Origin of the sequence: Stieleria varia (genome assembly GCF_038443385.1) — a bacterium.
In the GTDB taxonomy this organism is placed as follows: Bacteria; Planctomycetota; Planctomycetia; order Pirellulales; family Pirellulaceae; genus Stieleria; species Stieleria varia.
This window is the reverse complement of the sequence record NZ_CP151726.1, coordinates 1,863,566-1,882,866: the sequence shown is the minus strand read 5'-3', so window position 1 is coordinate 1,882,866 and position 19,301 is coordinate 1,863,566. Positions and strand designations below refer to the sequence as shown.

Below are 19,301 nucleotides of genomic sequence, written 5' to 3'. Positions count from 1 at the left end.
CTAAAGCAAAACGTTCAAGACACGCACATGTCGACTTGGGAAACGATGATGCCTCCGGAGGATGTTTGGGTTATTGACGTCACGACGCGCCCGCAACTCTTGGATTTGGCGATCAGGATGTGTGTGCGCCAATACATCAAACTCTACGCGCCATCACTCTCGCATGATCGTTCGCATTCATACTTCGCGTCTTCCCTAAGGTCCAGCCGAGTGTTGCTTGCAGTTGGTGCCACCTCAAATCACTCGAAAGTTCAAGCGCTTGGTACGGCATCGGTTCGTTTGAGGAACGAAGTAACTCATCGACTGGAATTCATGGAATTGCTCACGCCTGATGTTGGGTGGGATTCGTTTTCTGAATGTGGCTTTGATGCACGGATTGCTGCAGAGTCTTGTCGCTTCGCCTACTCGGACACTTGTGACGGAAACACGGACGAAGCCGTTTTGCGACGCATCACAGTGTTTCGCCGACTGCACAATGCGTCGCATTTGCTACTCGAACAGTACGGATACAATCAGCTTTGGGCGGTGCTACCGCTTCACGTCGCCATGTTTATTAAGCACTATTGTTACGTTCCCGTGGTCCAGGCGGCGGGAATTCAGTTGAACGAGGAACATGGCAAACTATTCGACGAGTACCCTGGCTACTGGAGAGAGGGGCATCCTGGATTGTATCGAACTGGATACCCAACCACAGTGGAATTGTTTCTGACTCATGATCCAAATGCACGGGTCAACAGCGAGGTATCAAATGAGTCGGACACGTGATCAATCGGAAGTCTCGCGGCAGGCGGCGACGAAACTTCACGAGTTTCAAGGCGACGGAATTCCTCGCGTGCTGCCATCGCGGTCGTTTCGACGTCAACACCGAACGCATGTGCTCCTATTCAACATCTTGCCCGCCATTGCGACCCTGATCGCGGTTGCAATTTCATTTTGGTATCCACCAAAACTTTCGCATTTGTACTTGGCATTTGCTGGTTGGTTTGTCACCGGACTGGGAGTCACCGTTGGTTATCACCGTTTGTTCACGCATCGCAGCTTTGCGACTAGTGGCTCGGTTCACTGGATGCTGGCCGTTGCAGGCTCAATGGCGGGACAAGGACCTGCCAGTGCGTGGGTGGCCATTCATCGTCGGCATCACGAGCGCAGCGATGTCGATGGCGACCCGCATTCACCCGCACTGACATCGGGTAACTGGCGATTTTTGAGGGGGCTATGGCACGCACACGTTGGCTGGCTGAGCACGCACGATGTCCCAAATCCTTTGGTGTACGCACCCGATGTGCTTCGCGACCGTGCGTTGATTTTCTGCAGTCGATTCTATGTTCCGCTGGTCTTGGCTGGTGTGTTCCTCCCGGCAGCGGTCTTTGGAATCTCAAGCGTGTCATTCCACGAATTCCTACTTGTGGCACTGTGGGCCGGTGGTGTTAGGCTGTTTGTAACATCACACTTGATTTTCACCATCAATTCGATCTGCCACGCAATCGGCGTTCAACCCTATGACACGGGCGATAACAGTCGCAACAATGTATGGTTGTCACTGCCTACGTTGGGTGAATCTTGGCACAACAACCATCATGCTGATCCTACTTCCGCGCGTTTCGGCTTTCGCTGGTGGCAACTTGATGTCGGATACGTATTTATTTTCTTTCTGCGAATCTGCGGACTCGCAAGGACTGTCAATCAGCATCGAGTTTCCAAGCGACTATGAAAAACGCCAGCGAAATCAAAGAATTCCTTGTCGGACGTGTCGCTGAGATCACTGGCACCTCGCCGGACACCATCTCCACCAACAGTCCGTTCTACCGACTCGATATCGACTCAATGACACTTGTGGCGATCGCCTCAGAGCTAGAGAACTTCCTCGAAGTTCCTATCGAATCAGATTTGATGTTCTCTGCGAAGACGATCGACGCGCTAGTCCCCAAGCTGATTGCCGTAGTGGAGGGAAAGCATGCCTGAGTCGCACATCGCAACCATTCTTGACGCTATCTTTGCGCACGAACAATCGCAGGGGGACGCAATCGCATGCTCGTTGCTTGGACGCGACGAAGCGGTTGAACAACAGTGCACGTTCGCCGAGTTGGCTCGTGGAGTGCGTCAATTGTCAACAGCGCTGCGAGAGCAGGTGCCGAGCGGTGAGCGGGCGATGTTGGCGTTACCATTCGGCATCGATTACTTGCAAGCGTTTCTTGCGTGCTTGCACGCGGGCATTATCGCGGTGCCCGCCTATTCGCCGCGAACCAATCGGCAAGATGATCGCTTCACAGCGATGATGTCCGATTGTCAGCCGATTGCAGTTCTGTGCGATAAAAACGACCGCGATCCTATCGCGGCGCAATCTACGGACGTGCGGATAATCGCTTTGCAAGAACTTCGTGGCGAGAAGTCCCCGAATGTAATTTGTCTTGCCAAGCCTGACTCGGTTGCTTATCTACAATATACATCGGGGTCCACGTCGACTCCCAAAGGCGTGATGATCACAAACTCAAATCTCGTTGCCAACAATCGAGCTATTCGGGACGCGTTCGGCAATCGGACAGACAGTGTTGGTGTGATGTGGATCCCAATGTTTCATGACATGGGACTGGTCAGCGGTTTGCAATGCCTTTTTGTCGGGTACCGAAATGTCATATTCGCGACCAACCACTTCATCGCGCGGCCGGGAATGTGGTTTAGAGCCATCAGCAAATACGGCGGCACGGTGACGGGTGGACCAAACTTCGCTTTTCAGGTTTGCGTAGATCGAATCGCTGACGATGAGCTTGACGGCCTTGATCTCAGCTCTTGGAAAGTGGCGTATAACGGGGCCGAGCCGATTCGGGCATCCACACTCGACCGCTTCACTGAGCGTTTTGGTCGGATCGGTTTTCGCAGCACGATGCATTTCCCATGCTATGGGCTGGCCGAGTCGACGTTGTTTGTCAGCGGCGGGCCAGCGGGTTTTGAATCGCCCCGCTTGCGGCTCGACCGGCGTTCATTGGAAAGCGGTCTCGTTCTGTTTTCCGATGAGGGTGGCACGGGAGATACGACGGAATTGGTGAGCAGTGGGCGTCCTGATCCAGAGAGTGACGTCCAAATTGTTGCCCCTGAAACCTCACGAGTCACCGCTGACGACCAAATCGGTGAGATCTTGATCGATAGCCCGAGCGTCGCGAAAGGGTATTGGAATGACCCTCAAGCGACTGCCAGCGACTTCGGCGTGACCATTCCCGATCATCCTGGCGCGCGGTACATGCGATCGGGCGACCTTGGATTCCTACATGACGGTGAATTATTCGTGACTGGTCGTCACAAGGACTTGGTCATCGTCAACGGTCGAAACGTGTTCCCCCAGGACATTGAAGCCGAATTTGAAGCGGTTGTCAGCGCATCGGTGAAGAATGGCACGGCTGTGTTCGGTTTGGAAGTGGACGCGTGCGAACAAGTCGTCGTTGTCGCGGAAACGTCGCGCGGATTATATCGAGACGCGAGACATGGAGATGTTGAGCAATTGACTAATGATATCGACACATTTCGTCAAACGGTTTGGAACAACATGAACTTGCATATCTGGGAAATCGTATTTCTCCGGCCTGGGACTTTCCCGCGAACAACCAGTGGAAAGATTCGCCGTCGCGCCTGTCGAAATCATTTCCTCGCCAAGTCACTGGATGTCATTGTCCGAGTCCCGTTCAAGGGAGACCCTGAAATCGTGTCACCGAAAAACACGAGGGAGGTGCCCACATGAGCACCGTTAACGCGGATGGACATGGCTTCGAGAAGACGCTTCCGGCGCGGCGATTTGTGCGTTATCAGAGGCAGCACGTTCTGTTGGTTAACGTTCTACCGCTTATTGGAACGTTGATCGCTTTTGCGTTACTTCCTTGGTATCCGCCGACACCTGCCACGTTGATTGCGTTGGTAGTGCTGTGGCCGTTGACACTCGGAGTCGGCGGAAGTGTTGGATTTCATCGTTGCTTTACACATCGGTCGTTCGAGTGCGCTCGACCAGTGAAGCTGATATTAGCGATTTTTGGCACGATTGGCGGACAGGGGCCCGTTGCATCCTGGGTCGCAACGCATCGACGACATCATGACTGTAGCGATGATGTAGGTGACCCGCATTCGCCGGTGACGGAGGCTCAAGGCGGATTGGCGAAGCTGCGCGCATTCTGGCATTCCCATTGCGGTTGGATGGTGGAACACGATATGCCCAATCCGTTGTTCTACACACCGGACATCCTGAAAGATTCCGACCTGATGTGGTTCAGTCGACACTATTACCGCGTCATGTTGGTCGGGCTGTTTGTGCCAGTTGCCTTATTGGTCGCGTTTGATCCCTCGTGGCAAACCGTTTGGCTGGGGTTACTGTGGACTGGCGCGGTCCGATTGACGCTAACCAGCCAGTTTATCTGGGCGATCAATTCCGTCTGTCACTTTGTTGGGTACAGACGTTACCATACCAGCGACGAGAGCCGAAATGTCGCGTTGATCTGTGTGCCGACCTGCGGCGAATCGTGGCATAACAATCATCACGCCTTTCCGACATCAGCTCGGTTTGGATTGCGTTGGTGGCAATTCGATTTTGGCTGGTTGGTCATCCGCCTGCTGCAGTTCTGTGGTTTGGCTTGGAACGTGAAAGTTCCCGCAGCAGACAAGATCGTGGGAGGTCCTGATGCAAGCTGAACAAAGCGTCTCGATTGTTGAGATTGCTCGGGACGAACCGATCACGCTGCAACAGATACTCCGTACGATTCCTCGAGAGTGTTACCAACGGAATTATCGCAAGGCGTTCGCCTGGCTCGTTTGGGATTGGCTACTGATTGGCCTCTGTGTCACCGCGATCCTATGGGCGCAATCTTGGTGGATTGCGGTTCCCATCTCGTGTGTTTTGGGAACCGTGCTCTCAGGTTTGTTCATTCTGGGGCATGATGCCGGTCACCGATCGTTCTGCCGCTCACGTCGTTGGAACAACTTCATTGGGCACATCACCACATCGTGGGTGCTTTGGCCTTTTCATATATGGCGGCTCAGTCACAACACGCATCACCGCCACACGCATCACGTCCACAAGGAAGTCGCATGGAAGCCAGCGCCGGGCTTCATCTACAAACGTCTCGCGTGGCTGGATCGAATGATCTATCGATATGCGCGCACGTGGTTATTTTACTTAGGTTCCATCATTTTCACGGCTACGGTGGTTCGCGATTATGTCCGAGGAAAGGGGCTTTCCAGTCAAGAGCATTGTGAAGTTCTCTTTTCAGTCCTGATCACTGCGCTGGCTGGTGCCGTGTACGCCAGCGTTTCGTATCTCATCGCGGGTTGGTACGGGCTCTTGATGCTGTTTGTGATTCCCCAATTTGTGTTCCATTTCTGGCTCAGCCTGTTCACGCTGCTGCATCACACTACACCCGATGTGACCTTCATGGCACCAGATGTTTGGACCAGGGAGAAAGCGAGTTTGGAATGCTCGATCCACGTCATTTACCCGTGGTGGGTTGATCTGCTGAATCATGACATTTCCTGGCACGTTCCTCATCACGTCTGTGCTGCGATTCCACACTACAACCTCAGACTCGCCTATCGGCACTTGAAAGAGACGTACCCAGATCGAATCGTTGAGCGAAAACTGACGTTCCGATACCTGGTCAGCGTGCTTCGCCAATGCAATCTCATCGAGGATTTTAAGCCTGGAATGCAGGAATGGAAGCGTTTCAACGAGAACGAATCTTCTCAACCAAGAGAGGTTGTTCGGCAATGATGCACTCCACCTCAAGTGATCACTTAAAACGTGCTATCGACGCCTGGACAGTCGCGCTTGGCGATCAATACGTCACGATCGTTGATTCCGCAAGACGTGAGGCGGAGCAATGCACGTTCCCGACCGATCAACGGATTCCGGCGATCATCTACCCGGGCAGCACGGAGGACGTTAAGCGGTGCGTCCAAATCGCCAATGAGTTCCGCACGCCGATCTATCCCATCAGCCGCGGGCGGAACTGGGGCCTGGGCTCAAAGGTTCCGGTCCAGTCGGATTGCGTGCTGATGGATCTTCAGCGGATGAATCGGATCATTGAGTTCAACGATGAACTCGGATACGTCACCCTGCAACCCGGTGTAACGTTTCAACAGGTTTATGATTACCAACAAGAGATTGCCGCGACTCATTATCTGGCAGTCGGCGGTGGTCCGCCTGATGCGAGTGTTCTTGGGAATTGTCTAGAACGTGGAACTGGGCTCGGCCCATCAGGAGAACGACCACGTCATATTTGCAACTTAACCGTTGTAACGGGGCGTTCCAAGATCGTACGTACTGGATTCAGTCAAATGGATCCATCCGCGACGCTGTCATCCACTACGAATTGGGGCGTCGGACCCTCGCTCGACGGACTTTTTTTTCAATCAAATTTCGGTGTTGTAACAGAATCAACTGTTTGGTTGACACCAACCCCAAGAGACTTCTTTTCCTTCGTTGCTGTGATCACTTCGGAGTCACAGTTGCGCAACTGTGTTGAAGAACTACGATGCCTGATTAAGCAACAAATCATTCCCCCCTACAGTGCGGCGATATGGAGTGCTGCCAAATTTGCTGCCGCCTTGAGTCAACATCCAAATCCCCGTACGGGCGAACTCGATATCGAAGAATGGGTCGGCTCCGTTGGTAGGCCATTTCGCGGAATGAAATGGATGCTTTTTGGCGGGGTGGGGTCTGGTTCGTCCGCGGTCGGCCGAGCGAAGAAGTCCTATCTAAAGTCTCGTATTAAACCTGCCTGCAATCGTTTCATGCTCCTCGATGACCGGCGTGTTTGGGCACTGAATGCATTCGGTAGCATCAAACGGTTGGTCAGTTCGCGGCAGAATGTGAATTCTGCTGTCGTGGAAGCACTTCTTAAGCGGTCCGTGTTCCTCGGTCATCCGACGACGGGTGCCCTAAAAAGTCTGTATTGGCGAAAGACGTTTTCCGCACCAGATGACGTCGATCCGCATCGTGACGCATGTGGGGTCAGGTGGCTTTGTCATGAGTTGCCGAACCGCGCCAACGATGTGCTTCGGGCAACGGAGATCGTGAAGCGGCATTTCTCCGCATGCGGGTTTGAAGACAATGTCGCGTTGGCATTCTGTTCCGGACGACACGTGCGAATGCTGGGTTGCCTGGTGTACGACCGAACTCAAGCCGGACAGGATGCGACCGCGTCGCGTTGCTTTCACAGAACAAACTCAGAGTTAGTAAACAACGGCTACTTTCCGATACGCTTGGGTGTGGACTCCATGGACCACGGCCCTTCCAGGACAGCGGATCAATCGGAGGTCATGCAGGAATTGAAAGCGTTCTGGGATCCGAATCGTGTCATAGCACCAGGGAGATACGAAGGATGACGTCATACACTGGCACTTTCGAACCAATAGATAGAATTGTCATTGTAGGTGGTGGTACCGCCGGATGGTTGTCTGCTGCCTACCTCAATCAAGCGCTTAAGGGCAGCGTTCACATCACAGTCGTGGAATCCGATGCGATCGGCCCAATCGGCGTGGGAGAAGCAACGATTCCGTCCCTGCGGCTGACAATGGGATTTCTCGGGTTCCGTGATTCGGATTGGATGCCAGAGGTCGGAGCTACATACAAATCGGCGATCAAGTTCGTGAATTGGTGCACTTGCGGTCCAGGCGGGGCCACGCACGAATACTGGCATCCATTTATTTCCCGACCTGAACCGTCAGTGCTTCCCTACCATTGCCCCTTCGCGATGGGAATCGGACAACGTGTATCGCTGCTGCATTACGCGTTGAAGCATCGCTTAGACGGAGAGTCGCGAGCAATTCAGCAAATGTTGCTTCCGACCCAGTCGCTTTGTGAACAGCACAAGGCACCCATAAATCCATTGATGCCTGAACTCAGCCAGGAATATGCTTACCATCTTGACGTTACACGACTGGGGGAATTTCTTCGACAAGTGGCGACGAAGCGTGGGGTAAAACGGGTGGTGGGCCACGTCACAAACGTTGAACATGGGGGAAATGGGTTTATCACAGCCGTCGAAACCAAGCAAGAAAACCGCCTTTCGGCTGACTTGTTCATCGATTGCACCGGTTTTCGCGGGCTACTTTTAAATGATGCCCTTGGCGAAGGGATACCGATTTTTGGAATGCAGTTGCTAACGAGACCGACGTCCCAGATTCACTCAATTGCAAACTCGAGTTCTTCAAGAGCAACCTTCCGGTTTTTGACGACATGAGATTCTCTATCTTTTGGGCATTCAATTACACGTGCATTCTCGATGGGTGTGGAATGCTGCCGACGGTGCCGAATCCACTTGTTGAACACGTCGGCTATGAACAAGGCGATGCGTTGCTGAATGAGATTCATGCTAAAAACGCAACCGTCGCGTCGTCGATGCCAGATCACTATGCTCTTCTTAAGCAAATGGCGCACGCGCGATGAGTAATCGTGACGAAGTCGTTTTAGAAATGCTACGTGGCTTTGTCCCGATCGGAGACCAACGACGTCGTTGCCAGCTTTCGCGAGGTACCAAGCTTCGCTTGACATGTAGCGCGGTGCTCGCCCTTCTGTTGAAGCAGTTCGTTCAGATTCGACAACTTGCGGGATGGCGGCAGGTTACGTCGACCGTTAGCGAAGCACGCGGATTCAAGGTTCAAACGAAGGGCTCCTCATTTGCAGAGACCAAGGGCGGCTTCTATCTGTCACGAGAAGACGTAGCGGCATTCGAACAAACAGGTATCGTTGGTCCATTCGATGTGTTGAGTACGGAAGATTCGGCGGCCCTTTCCCATCGTGCTGAGGACCTCCATGAAAACGATTTTGACGGGAAAATCCTGATCGGCAATCAGATTGCTCCGATTATGCGCCGGGCTGGCCTGTGGTCGATCAACTACAGCGGGATGTTTCAAGCACTACGGTTTCCGGAGTTTGCCGCGGTCCTCCACCATCCAGCAATCACGCATCGATTGGCAAGCCTGCTCGGCGATGACCTCATCTTGTGGCGCTCGCAATTCTTCGAAAAGAAGCCAGGCGCCGATGGAACGTTCTGGCATCAGACGGGGACATTTCGAGAGAACTCAAAGGCTCAGAAACTTGTTCCCGCCGCGGATACCGACCCGAGTCTTGTGCAATTGACCGCGTGGGTGGCGCTGACGGACAGTGCTGTCGCCAATGGTTGCCTGAGATTTCTTCCATGCTCATTTGAAGATGGTCGCTTTGAACGGATGGCATACGAACTATTTGACAACCAATTCGGCGCACTTCGTGGACTTTCCTACGAGGAGCTGATGAACGGAGTTTGGGCCATGAAACACACGACGGGCAACTTCACCAAGGCTCAGTTTCTGTTTGATGTCATTGTGAAGAGGATTCCCGACCTGTTCGAACATGCGGTGATCGAGGACATCGAGATGAAAGCTGGGCAGTGCGTCATCTTCACTTCAATGAACATGCATGCCTCCTACCCAAACATCACAGCTACAGAAACCAGGCTGGCCCTCGCGGGGCGGTACACCACGAACGATGTCAGAGTAACCGCCGTTCACGATGGAGACATATTCACTACCCCTGAAGGCGATCACCAGTTCGCCAAGGACGGTATTGGTTGCATGCAGGTGCACGGTGAAGATCGGTTTGGGCACAATACCATTCTCCCGCGGCCAAGAATCGGTTAGTGGGTGTCCGAATTCTCAGGATTGTCTACCGGGTTTCGCAGGACGAAAAGGACAAGGGGAGTGGTTGAGGAGCTATGACGCACGACGAGTTTATCCGACTGTTGTTGGATGCCACAGGGAAACACGTCGATGCTGATGGCAAATAGATTCGCTCGACCATGAAGTCGCTACCCTCGGAAGTTTGCCGCCGGTTTGAATGTGACTGTGTCGAGCATGTGTTGCCCGTTCTTGAGCGTCACGTTGACGACGATGGTCGCCCGCGACACGCGATCGAAACAGCGCGACGATTCTTTGCAGGAGACGCGTCCCTGGACGAGTTGGTCATCAGCAGGAAACATAGCTTCTTGTCCCTGCAGCAAGAGTTTCTTCCGACCGATGCCTCGACGTTACAGACTGAGGGATTGGTTGGGCAAGCTCACGTGGCTTCGCAATAACGCCTTCGTTGCGGCAAATCCGTCCAGCTTTGTGATCCATTCGAGTTCTTCACTATTCTGAATCCCTTCGTAGCGGCCAAGCAAGTCTCGCAACTGCTCCTCGTTTCCCTCGGCGATCATCGCGCTGACTTGATCGGGCATCAAGAACTCCAACCAAAGGTCACTGTCGCGTCCATTCATCAAACTGCGGGCAAGCTGCTCTGGGCCGGCGTCAAATCCGGTTGGGTTGTTGGTTCGTTCGGCCGGCGCGATCTGGCGAGGAGCCGGTGCGTAGTGCGAATGGCTCCGTGGTTCCTGTACGGCTTGATGAGGGTGATAAGGAACCTCAGGTGAGGGAACGGCGGGGACACGATAACGTCCGGGGAACCGACTGTCATAGCGATGGCGTTCACGGAAGTACGGATCGTTCAACAGATCAGGAGCCTTGAAGCTGCCGGTTGCATAGGGATCGTGAACGTAGTTGTCGAAACGATAAGGATCAAACTGCCCCGGACGTGGGTAGTTGTAGTAGGGGTAACTGCCGACACCGATGCTGATTCCCTGGGAGGATGTGGGGTAAGGTGTTCGATAGCGGTTGGGCGCCTGCGGCCGTCGGGCATCAACCCCACGCGTACCGAACTCGCGCTGCAGCAATCCGCCCCTGAAAAAAACTTGAGCCTGGGCTTCATTACAACAAATCGTTGCAACGGCGGCCAAGATAATGAGCAGTCGTGTCATGCGTGATTCTCCCCTGTGATTTGGAAACTCGTTCGCTGAACACTACCACTCCGCCCGCTCAATCACAGCGAAATGCCTACTCGAATCAGCAGGAATTGTTTCCCCAAACGACGCAATCCACATCAGCGAATTCACATGTCTTTTTTCGAAAAGACTCAAGTATTCGTAGGTCATGCTGTGCATGACGAGACACGGACCACTCATCTGTACGGCTAGTGGCATCTTAAACGGCATTCGATAGCGTCAGAAACGCGTTCTGGATTCTTTTTCTCGTCTGGAATCCTTTTCTCTTCCAGGGCGACTTCTCGGCCACTGCAGCGCTCGGCCATCCGGTGTGGGCAGTCGGATCGAAACGGCTCTCGTCGTAGTTCGATTTTGACGGAAAGCCTCCTCAAATCGCGGTCGATCGAATGCGACGGTTTGGCTGTGAGGGATCTTGTCGATTCTCTCGAACTTATCCACTGTCACGACGATCGATGTCAGGTGCGAAACATCCCGCACCGCTGCTTCAACGCAGTGATGTTCATGGATGATGTTGTCGAGATTCGGGAAGGAACCCATGCGACTCCTATTTTGTTTGTCATTTCTGATGACCGCCGCTCTTGTTGGTGCCACACCAGCCGAAGCCCAGCTTTACTCGCAACGGGACCTGATGTTTCTTTCCCGTAAGTCCGGGACGTTTGATTTTGGAACGATCGGTGGCAACGCCGTTTCTGCCGAATCGTCAGACACCGAGTTGGGATACCGATCCCTGTACGGCCTGCCCCTCAACGATACCGTTGCGGTTGAGGCAAGCTACTTGGGAGTCTGGGATTGGCCAGAGTCACGGACGATCGTTGGCGGCGGCTCGATCGTGTCAGATTTCACGGCATCAGGGCACGGTGACTCCAATGTTTCCACCACATTGCGACAAGACGCTTCGCTCCACAACGTCGAGCTGAACTTGCGTCACAACTTGCGGAACGGAGAAGGAGATCAGCTCGATGTCCTTTTTGGACTCAACTACACTCGATTCAACGAGCAGTTTCAGATCGAAAGCACTTCTATCTTCGGCTCGGATTACACGTCGTCCGACACGAGCAATGACTTCTTTGGGCCGCAACTGGGCATTCAATCAGCCCATCAACTCGGATTCTTCGGCCTGCAGTTGCACGGCATGACCGCCATTGGCGGAAACTCCAGTCGGTCACAACTGCGTTTTACCGACACAGGTCATGGTAATCCCGCATTCGACGATACTGCGGACGCGTCAGAATTCAGCGTGATGCTTCGCGGCGGCGTCACTGGGACGGCTCAATTGACGGAGCGTTGGGCATTGCGTGCTGGGTATTTGGTTCAGGCGTATTCCGGGTTTTCACTGGCTGGCGAGTTCCTATCCGCTCAGAACGCAACCGTGCAGAGCTTTCCCGCCTACCAGAGCATTAGCGATTCCGGCACGAACTCCACGCTGATTCTGCACGGCGGATTTCTCGGCCTAGAGTACGTGCTTCGGTAGTCTCTTGACTGCCCACGGTGAAATCCGGCGTGGCCGGGGTAGCGTTGTACCTCAGTTGCCATGCTGTTCAAGCCGGAATACGTACCACGCAGCTTCAAGATCGACTTCGCGAGTCTTTGCTTCCGCCAGGGCAAGCGTGGATAGAGAGCAAGTCAAGCAGATGTAGCATGCAGCCTGTGGTTTTTGACATTGGATCAAGGGGGAGAGATAAGGTGTGCGGAAAGCAATGTCGCCAACGCGTCTCTCAAAGATAATGGGTGCTCAAAAGGATAACGCAAGCACGATCAAGCCCAGACCGATCGCGTAGGAGGCCCAGCGAAAATGCCATCTCCACATTATCCATCCTGGGATGACCAGAACGCATGCCACCAGACATGAGAACCATACGCGAAACGACAGCGAAACACGTCCGTCGCTGCTCGAGATCATTCCGGAAAGTGTGAAGACAGACACGCAGAAAAGAAATCCAGCGATGGTCAACAACAGTAGGACCTCAACGTAACGCAGCAATCGATTTCCACGCGAGAACGAATGATTGGACAATCGATACGAATGTATCGTTCCTGCCACGCAGTAGATGCAGGCAAAGACTAAGCATCCCGATAGGCAAACCAATGTCACCGGCGGCGATGAAAGCATGATCTGCGTCGATACAATCTGGCCGAGCACTTTTCCGCGCTGTGCTTCTGGCACGTTTTGCAGATCGGGAAATTTGCCAACGATCCCTTCTATCGCTTTCTCGCGGCCGACAGCATTTGATACAGCCGCGCTGGCCAGCATGTCGATTTCGTCCGCGTTGACAATCGCAAACGTTTGCCAGCCTGCTGCGATGCCGTACAGCCCAAACTCTACGATTGCCATCAGCAAACCGGCGACCAATCCGATCGCCAATGCTTCCTGAACATGCTTGGGTCTTACCAGTTTGCGGATCAACAGCCCAAGCATCAGGCAGAATAACAGTCCGAAGAACACGGCAGGACCATTGAGGAACTCTGGCGGACTGAGCCACCAGGATGTGGAGCGCGCCGACGACGGCAAACTCTCCTGCAGCGCCTCGATGCTGAATCTCGATTCTGGACGACCAAACAATCGGTTTGCGATGCCACTGTAGAGCGGGATCCCCAATGCAAAGCCGCCACTGACGCCCAGCAGCATTGCCCCAATTGCTGAACGCAGTTGATGGTTGACGAGATCACCCAATATGGCCACCAGAGACCTCGGCTTGACCGATACCGACTCGCCGGCAAGCCAGCGGAGTAGGTCGTCTCGCAGCATGGAGGCAGAACCGTAGCGTTGACCGGGATCACGTTCCAAGCACTTCATGCAAATCAGTTCCAACACTCGGTCGACTTTCGCGTTGTGCTCGCTTGGTTTGACAATGTTCTCCTTGGCTGCTTTCATCAAAGTCGCGATCGCAGAATCCGCTTGATGTGGTGGTCGGCCGGTCAGTCCTTCGTAAAGTATGGCCCCCAATGCGTAAACGTCCGCCGCGGTGGTGATTTCCTTGGCGGCTGACGCTTGCTCAGGCGGCATGTACGCGGGCGTTCCAACCACTGCGCCGGTACGCGTCAAATCGTTATCCGCTTCCGTTCGCTTTGCCAGCCCCAAGTCGGTAACGAGCGGTCGGCCATTGCTATCCAGCAGAATGTTCGGGGTTTGATATCGCGATGCAAAATTCCACGTCGGTGGGCGTAGTCAATCGATTCGGCAACCTGGGCAACGATCGAGACAAATGCACGTAGATCGGAACGATTCCGGGATGATCGAGCGCTGCAGCAGACTCTGCTTCCATTTCAAACCGGCGCACATCATTTGTCGACGCGAGTTGGCCACTCAGGATCACCTTCATCGCAACCTCGCGCCCAAGCTTTTGATGGCGTGCACGGTAGACCACTCCCATGCCTCCACGAGCGAGTTCTTCGATGAGAACATAGTCGCCGAAGTGCATAGTGCGGTCATGCTGCTCGCTGAGATTCTCGAAGCGATCGCCATAGAATCCGGATTCAGTTCGCGAAACTCCGCAATCCGTAGATTGCGACGGTTCAATTGAACCCGTGTCCATCGTTTCGGCAATCGCGCCATCCGTTGCATCCACGATCACTGTGGCAAGCAAGCATCGAGGGCAGACGGCTTCTGTCAGCTCATTAGAAATCGGTGTCCCGCAATGAGGGCATTCGTTGGATGGTTCGTCGATGGTTGCCATGTCACCATTCTATTCGAGGGCTCGCCGACAAAGATTGCTCAATGCCACGTTAGCTCGGATTTGTGGTGTTTTGCCAGATTGATCGGCTGGAGAGCTCTCGGATACGATATCGGCTAGCTGCGCGGGTGCATCCTTGTGACCGGCAGATGTCAACCTAACTGGCTTTCCAAAAATGCGTAGGTCTTTCGCGGTTGTGTTGTTGGTCGTCGTGGTCAATGGAATGTCGTGGGGTCAGGGGGCGGTGCCCGGCAGGGCTGCGACGCTTGAACAGGCCAAGTCGGTCTTGGATCTGTCGGGCAAGCCGTTGATCGACTGCATCGGTGACCCGCAAACGAGGATCGCTTCGCAGTCATATCAGTGCGACGGAGAGACCGTCAAAATCGCGAAGCAGCTCGATGAGATCATGCAACAGCGCGGTTTCACAAGACTCGACGGAGCAAGCTTTACCGATGCATACTGCAGTTCGGTTTACCAAAAGTCTGGGTTCACCGTCAGTCTGATGGTGATGCCAAGTGGCATGCCGGACGTGGCCTCCGTCACCCTCCTGAATCAAGGCGACGTGAATCTGCGTGGGTTGCCAAAGCCGGAAAGCAAAGAGCTTTACGTACAACCCGCCTCGGCGATCTTTACCTGTGAGCTGTCCGTCGACCAAGCCAAGGTACGTTGTCGCGAGTTGCTCGAAGGTGCTGGTTGGGAGTGGTTTGGTGACACGACCGTATCATTCTTCATGCGACAAAATGCTGTTCGTCTGCAGGTGATGTGCTCCGAGTCGCCCGCACAGCCGGGCGTAACGACGCTGCACTACTCGACCGAGTTGATGTCATCGACGCTGCCGATGGTTCCCGATTTGGTGCGTGTGGCTTACTCGGATATGACAACGACTTTGGATGGTGACAGCACGCTGGGCGTTGATGAGTTTGCGACCGCGTATCGTAAGACGCTGACAGAGGCGGGATGGAACGCGACGACGGAGCAACCGATAAAAATTGATTTCCGTGATCACTTGATCTTTGTCAACCAAGCAAAAGAGATGGCAGAGCTGTCGTTTTATACGGTTGAGTCAGTGACGCGGTTCCAGCTTCGGTTCCAAACGGCAGAGCAAGTCGAGCGGGAATCGCAACAAGCAAAGATGGCGGTGCTCCAGGCCCAGACGAAGCGTGATGCAGACGAAGCCCGACTGTTGAATCCGACCAGGATCGTCATTGCCCGACCTGACGGTGCTGACATCAGACAGGCAACGAAACAAAAGTTGGAGTTCACCGTGCGTTCAGGGACCGCAAAAGCAGCGGTGAGTCAATGGATTCAATCATGCAAAGATGCGGGCTGGAAAATTGAGACGCTTGTGGAATCACGCGAGGTAGGCGAGTACAAGCTGACCAAGGGTGAGCAGGTGATTTCAGCGTCATTCGTCGACCCCGGCTTCATTCCCGGAGAAATCACGTTGAAGACCTCGCCAACCTTTCAGTTGGACCTGGCCAAATGACGATTCATTTTCCTGTCCGCTGGTTTGGCAACGTCAATCCTTGGCGGCTTTGTTGACGGTCTGTTGCCGCTCGAGTTGATCCGCGGATTCCCGCAAGGACCGGATCGACTCACCAAACCCGACTCAATGAGTCGCTCGATCGATTCAGCGAACTCGCGGTAGACACGAATGGCCTGCTCGGGAAGACCGGTTTGCACGAAACTTTCGGTCAGCCTCCTCTCGACTTGACGAGTGTTTCTCCAGAAATCACTTGCTAAGATAGAGTTGGTTGCCAAAGGACCAGCAATCCATCAGTGGTTCGGCGATCCCCGCCGAGGCTCGCGGTGGGGAACATCGAGCCACATGAACTGTGCTGCAAAATGATTGATCGTACCTAAACACGGGAAGCTTGAGCCCCTAAATACGTTCCACTGGTGACGGCGGTTTCGATACCGATTTCCCGCTGGGATTTCAACTTGAAAGATTGAGATGTGATGGACAAGTCATTTACCAAACGATTGGTGAGCCTATGCCTCCTTATCTTGGTCGTTTTCGCATCCAGAAAGCAGGCGTCCGCGGACCAATATGCTTTCCTGGTGGGCGTGAGAGACTATTCGCTCAACAATGAGCTGACACCTCTGAGCTACTCAGAAAACGACGTAGAAGATCTTGCGACAACCCTGCAACAAGCGGGTGTCCCCACCGGAAACATCACGTTAATGACGCAGACCGCTGCGGCAAAACAAGCACGCTACACTCCAACCTCACGTCAGATCCGCAAAGAACTGTCGATGGTCCTTTCGGAACTTACAGAACAAGACAGCATCATCATCGGATTCTCGGGACATGGACTGCAGTTCAAGGGAGACCCTGTCAACTACTTTTGCCCTGCAGACGCATCGCTGGAAGACAAGTCGACTCTGATATCGCTCTCATCGATCTACGAAGATCTACACGCTTGCAAAGCAGGGGCCAAGTTTCTATTGGTCGATGCATGCCGCAACGACCCCCTGTCAAACATTCGCAAGGCACCTCGGCGAATCACGATCGAAGACGTAAAGAGTCGGCGACCCCCTGTGCCCAGCGGCGGAACGGTTGCTCTATTCAGTTGCAGTGCCTCGCAGTTTTCGTTCGAGCACAAGGAACTTGAGAATGGAGTGTTTTTTTACTTCGTCAACGAAGCCTTCTCGGGTAAAGCAGACCAAGACCGTGACGGGACAATTGATCATTTGGAACTGGAGTCCTATACGATCAAGCGTGTCCAGCAGTGGACTCGAATCCATTTGGGAGAACCCCAAACTCCGGAGCGAATTGGCTCTGCGCGCGGCGTAATGAATCTGCTGGTTATGTCCGCTAATCGGACACCCACCCAATCCCACCGCGACAACGTCGCAAGAAAAGAGCTGGATACGCCAGATGCGGTCGTCAAGGTCCCTCCACGCACTGACGCGATGAAAAATGCTCCGCCATTCGCGGACCTGTCTTCAACGGAAATGATTGATCTGAGCAAGCTCGACTTCAAGTCCGAAACGCCCGACATGTTCAGCGACAAAACTCAGAGCTCTTCAGGTGATACGAACCTAGATCTTCGCGATCTCAATCGATCCGAGAAATTGGAGAGAATCGCCACCAACTACGCGTTGAATGAGTACAGCGTGCTTTCCGGGTCGGGATTACGCAGGCAGGGACCGTTGATCCTTTTGGCGTCGGACGACGAGGGTTTGTTCGGATTCGAGGCAGACTACATCGACGCAACGATCCAGGTCACTTCAGTAGACCCAAAAGGCCCTGCAGCGGGATCAGGTCTGAAACCCGGTGACCGGATTTATTTTAAGCCACCAGGGAACACGACAACTCCGTCCTCTCTGTACAATGGCGTCTCCCGTTTCCAAAGCTTGAACCATTTTCAAGAGAAATTCAGATTCAAGAAGAAGGATGATGTGTTGAAATTGGTCATCCGCAGAGACAATATGAATCACGATTTTTGGCTCTTGTTCACGGTCGACAAATGATGGCGTGATTGCTGAGGATCATCGTCGGGGATCTGGCAGTACCGCTCCATGCTTCGACCTTCGACACATTCGGCAACGTCACTCTTGGGCGGATTGATTGACGGTCTGTTGCCGCTCGAGTTGATCCGCGGATTCCCGCAAGGACCGGATCGACTCACGCAGGCCTGGTTCATTGAGGCGTTCAAGTGATTCGGCGAATTCGCGGTAGACACGAATGGCTTGTTCGGGGAGACCGGCGTCCGAAAAACGCTCTGCCAGTCGCCGTGCGATGGACGGCCCCAAGTAGGAGTTCAATCTTGGTGTCTTCATCGTGCCAATTCTTTTCGCTTCGTTGATCAGTTGGGTTTGCTCGACCTGTGAAAGCTCGCCGATCGACTCGGCCCGGGTCTGCAACTCCTCGACTTCTCTGATCAACGACCTCCATTGCACGTTTTCAGGCTGGGGCGTTCGAATGATTTGCCTGATCTCATTGAGGTCGATTTCCGACGACGACTTGGCTTTCGCGGCCACCAGGTCTTCGCTCACATTCAGATCCCTGAACTTGACTTCCGCTCTGCCCGGATCCGTCTTGACTCCGGAGACGCCTGCCAACAAGCGATCTCGATTCCGCATTCTGGCGATGCCCAATTCATGCCAATCGTCGCCCACGTGGCGAACAAGAGCGCGTACGGATTCACCTTTTACCTCCAATCGCAACTCGACGGGTATGTTTGGCTGCAAGGGGAAGTCTGCAAAGAGCCCCATCCGTGTCCTCTTTGCGTCGATGCGTTGTTCGAAATTCGCATAGTGCCATACGGTTCCGTTTCGGGTGAAGCTGGCACGTTCGAAGCGGATGTAGTTTTTGTCATCTTGAATGAGAAAGAGACCACCGCTGATGTACGCCACTGTTTTCACGCCGTCGAGTACGGGAAGTGGCAGGTCTCCGTCAACGGTGACTTCAATCGAGAAATCACCTGCCAAATCTTGTAGGACTCGTGGCGAATTCATCCGGCCTCCTTCCGCGTCCAACGCGTGTGGGCCGGGACCGAAACCAATCGTCAGACACTGACCATCGAGATGAACCTGACTATCACCATCGGGATCGATCGTTTGTCCCCAGCCCTCGATGAGCGGGGACGCGTCCTCGGCGATTTTCGGTCCGTCGTCGGCAAATCCAAAATGCAATACCGCTACGCAAAGCGGCAGGAACAGCGAGCGAGAAAGAATGGAGTCCATTGGATGACCTTTTGAGATCGATGATTCATCATGCTTCGAACATCGTTGCTACTTGACTCGTTATGCGCTGTCCGACATTCGAAAGCTAATCGCCGTCGATGAAGACGTG

General features: G+C 53.8%; 17 protein-coding genes and 1 pseudogene. 14 read left to right on the top strand and 4 right to left on the bottom strand.

Annotation, left to right across the window (positions count from 1 at the left end; genetic code table 11):
* The first annotated feature begins 312 nt into the window (after positions 1-312).
* The 11 genes and pseudogenes from Pla52nx_RS06495 to Pla52nx_RS32875 all read left to right on the top strand — a co-directional run bounded on the left by Pla52nx_RS06495 (position 313) and on the right by Pla52nx_RS32875 (position 10,088).
* Positions 313-765, top strand: a complete 453-nt coding sequence (locus Pla52nx_RS06495; protein ID WP_146523374.1) for a hypothetical protein — start codon at positions 313-315, stop codon at positions 763-765.
* Complete coding sequence (locus tag Pla52nx_RS06490; protein ID WP_197455092.1) at positions 749-1,711, top strand: acyl-CoA desaturase; 963 nt, start codon at positions 749-751, stop codon at positions 1,709-1,711. The genes Pla52nx_RS06495 and Pla52nx_RS06490 overlap by 17 nt, the downstream gene beginning before the upstream one ends.
* The gene (locus Pla52nx_RS06485; RefSeq protein WP_146523372.1) at positions 1,708-1,962 is read left to right on the top strand and encodes an acyl carrier protein; all 255 of its coding nucleotides are present in this window, start codon (positions 1,708-1,710) and stop codon (positions 1,960-1,962) included. Before Pla52nx_RS06490 ends, Pla52nx_RS06485 begins: the two co-directional genes overlap by 4 nt.
* Entirely contained in the window at positions 1,955-3,730 is a 1,776-nt protein-coding gene (locus tag Pla52nx_RS06480; protein ID WP_146523371.1) for a fatty acyl-AMP ligase, read from the top strand. Before Pla52nx_RS06485 ends, Pla52nx_RS06480 begins: the two co-directional genes overlap by 8 nt.
* Positions 3,727-4,668 carry an acyl-CoA desaturase gene (locus tag Pla52nx_RS06475; protein WP_146523370.1) on the top strand — a complete coding sequence of 314 codons (942 nt, stop codon included), beginning with the start codon at positions 3,727-3,729 and terminating at the stop codon, positions 4,666-4,668. Before Pla52nx_RS06480 ends, Pla52nx_RS06475 begins: the two co-directional genes overlap by 4 nt.
* Positions 4,658-5,743, top strand: coding sequence for a fatty acid desaturase (locus Pla52nx_RS06470; RefSeq protein ID WP_146523369.1), 1,086 nt, complete (start codon positions 4,658-4,660; stop codon positions 5,741-5,743). Before Pla52nx_RS06475 ends, Pla52nx_RS06470 begins: the two co-directional genes overlap by 11 nt.
* Positions 5,740-7,359, top strand: coding sequence for an FAD-binding oxidoreductase (locus Pla52nx_RS06465; RefSeq protein ID WP_197455091.1), 1,620 nt, complete (start codon positions 5,740-5,742; stop codon positions 7,357-7,359). Before Pla52nx_RS06470 ends, Pla52nx_RS06465 begins: the two co-directional genes overlap by 4 nt.
* The gene (locus Pla52nx_RS06460) at positions 7,356-8,216 is read left to right on the top strand and encodes an FAD-dependent oxidoreductase (protein WP_146523367.1); all 861 of its coding nucleotides are present in this window, start codon (positions 7,356-7,358) and stop codon (positions 8,214-8,216) included. The genes Pla52nx_RS06465 and Pla52nx_RS06460 overlap by 4 nt, the downstream gene beginning before the upstream one ends.
* Positions 8,196-8,422 (top strand): annotated as a pseudogene (locus Pla52nx_RS06455) (hypothetical protein); the annotation flags it as partial. The gene Pla52nx_RS06460 and the pseudogene Pla52nx_RS06455, both read left to right, overlap by 21 nt.
* 113 nt (positions 8,423-8,535) lie before the next feature.
* The gene (locus Pla52nx_RS06450; RefSeq protein ID WP_197455090.1) at positions 8,536-9,654 is read left to right on the top strand and encodes a phytanoyl-CoA dioxygenase family protein; all 1,119 of its coding nucleotides are present in this window, start codon (positions 8,536-8,538) and stop codon (positions 9,652-9,654) included.
* Between the two features lie 158 nt (positions 9,655-9,812).
* Positions 9,813-10,088 carry a putative immunity protein gene (locus tag Pla52nx_RS32875; protein WP_390620421.1) on the top strand — a complete coding sequence of 92 codons (276 nt, stop codon included), beginning with the start codon at positions 9,813-9,815 and terminating at the stop codon, positions 10,086-10,088.
* Here the strand turns inward: Pla52nx_RS32875 and Pla52nx_RS06440 are convergent.
* The gene (locus Pla52nx_RS06440; protein WP_146523364.1) at positions 10,041-10,805 is read right to left on the bottom strand and encodes a hypothetical protein; all 765 of its coding nucleotides are present in this window, start codon (positions 10,803-10,805) and stop codon (positions 10,041-10,043) included. The two genes, Pla52nx_RS32875 and Pla52nx_RS06440, sit on opposite strands and share 48 nt — an antisense overlap.
* Before the next feature lie 589 nt (positions 10,806-11,394).
* Here Pla52nx_RS06440 and Pla52nx_RS06435 point away from each other — a divergent pair.
* Entirely contained in the window at positions 11,395-12,300 is a 906-nt protein-coding gene (locus tag Pla52nx_RS06435) for a BBP7 family outer membrane beta-barrel protein (protein ID WP_231742773.1), read from the top strand.
* A 261-nt stretch (positions 12,301-12,561) separates the two neighbouring features.
* Here Pla52nx_RS06435 and Pla52nx_RS06430 read toward each other — a convergent pair whose 3' ends face one another.
* Positions 12,562-13,908 (bottom strand): serine/threonine protein kinase, encoded by a 1,347-nt coding sequence (locus tag Pla52nx_RS06430; protein WP_231742772.1) that lies wholly within the window; start codon positions 13,906-13,908, stop codon positions 12,562-12,564.
* Positions 13,909-13,933: 25 nt separating this feature from the next.
* Positions 13,934-14,503 carry a hypothetical protein gene (locus Pla52nx_RS06425; protein WP_146523361.1) on the bottom strand — a complete coding sequence of 190 codons (570 nt, stop codon included), beginning with the start codon at positions 14,501-14,503 and terminating at the stop codon, positions 13,934-13,936.
* A 172-nt stretch (positions 14,504-14,675) separates the two neighbouring features.
* Between Pla52nx_RS06425 and Pla52nx_RS06420 the strand changes: the two genes are divergently transcribed.
* Both Pla52nx_RS06420 and Pla52nx_RS06415 read left to right on the top strand, forming a co-directional pair.
* Positions 14,676-15,986 carry a hypothetical protein gene (locus tag Pla52nx_RS06420; RefSeq protein WP_146523360.1) on the top strand — a complete coding sequence of 437 codons (1,311 nt, stop codon included), beginning with the start codon at positions 14,676-14,678 and terminating at the stop codon, positions 15,984-15,986.
* A gap of 473 nt (positions 15,987-16,459) precedes the next feature.
* Positions 16,460-17,977 carry a caspase family protein gene (locus tag Pla52nx_RS06415; RefSeq protein ID WP_146523359.1) on the top strand — a complete coding sequence of 506 codons (1,518 nt, stop codon included), beginning with the start codon at positions 16,460-16,462 and terminating at the stop codon, positions 17,975-17,977.
* 78 nt (positions 17,978-18,055) lie between these two features.
* On the opposite strand, the gene Pla52nx_RS06410 is transcribed toward Pla52nx_RS06415, so the two are convergent.
* Positions 18,056-19,192 carry a hypothetical protein gene (locus Pla52nx_RS06410; protein ID WP_146523358.1) on the bottom strand — a complete coding sequence of 379 codons (1,137 nt, stop codon included), beginning with the start codon at positions 19,190-19,192 and terminating at the stop codon, positions 18,056-18,058.
* Positions 19,193-19,301 lie beyond the last annotated feature (109 nt).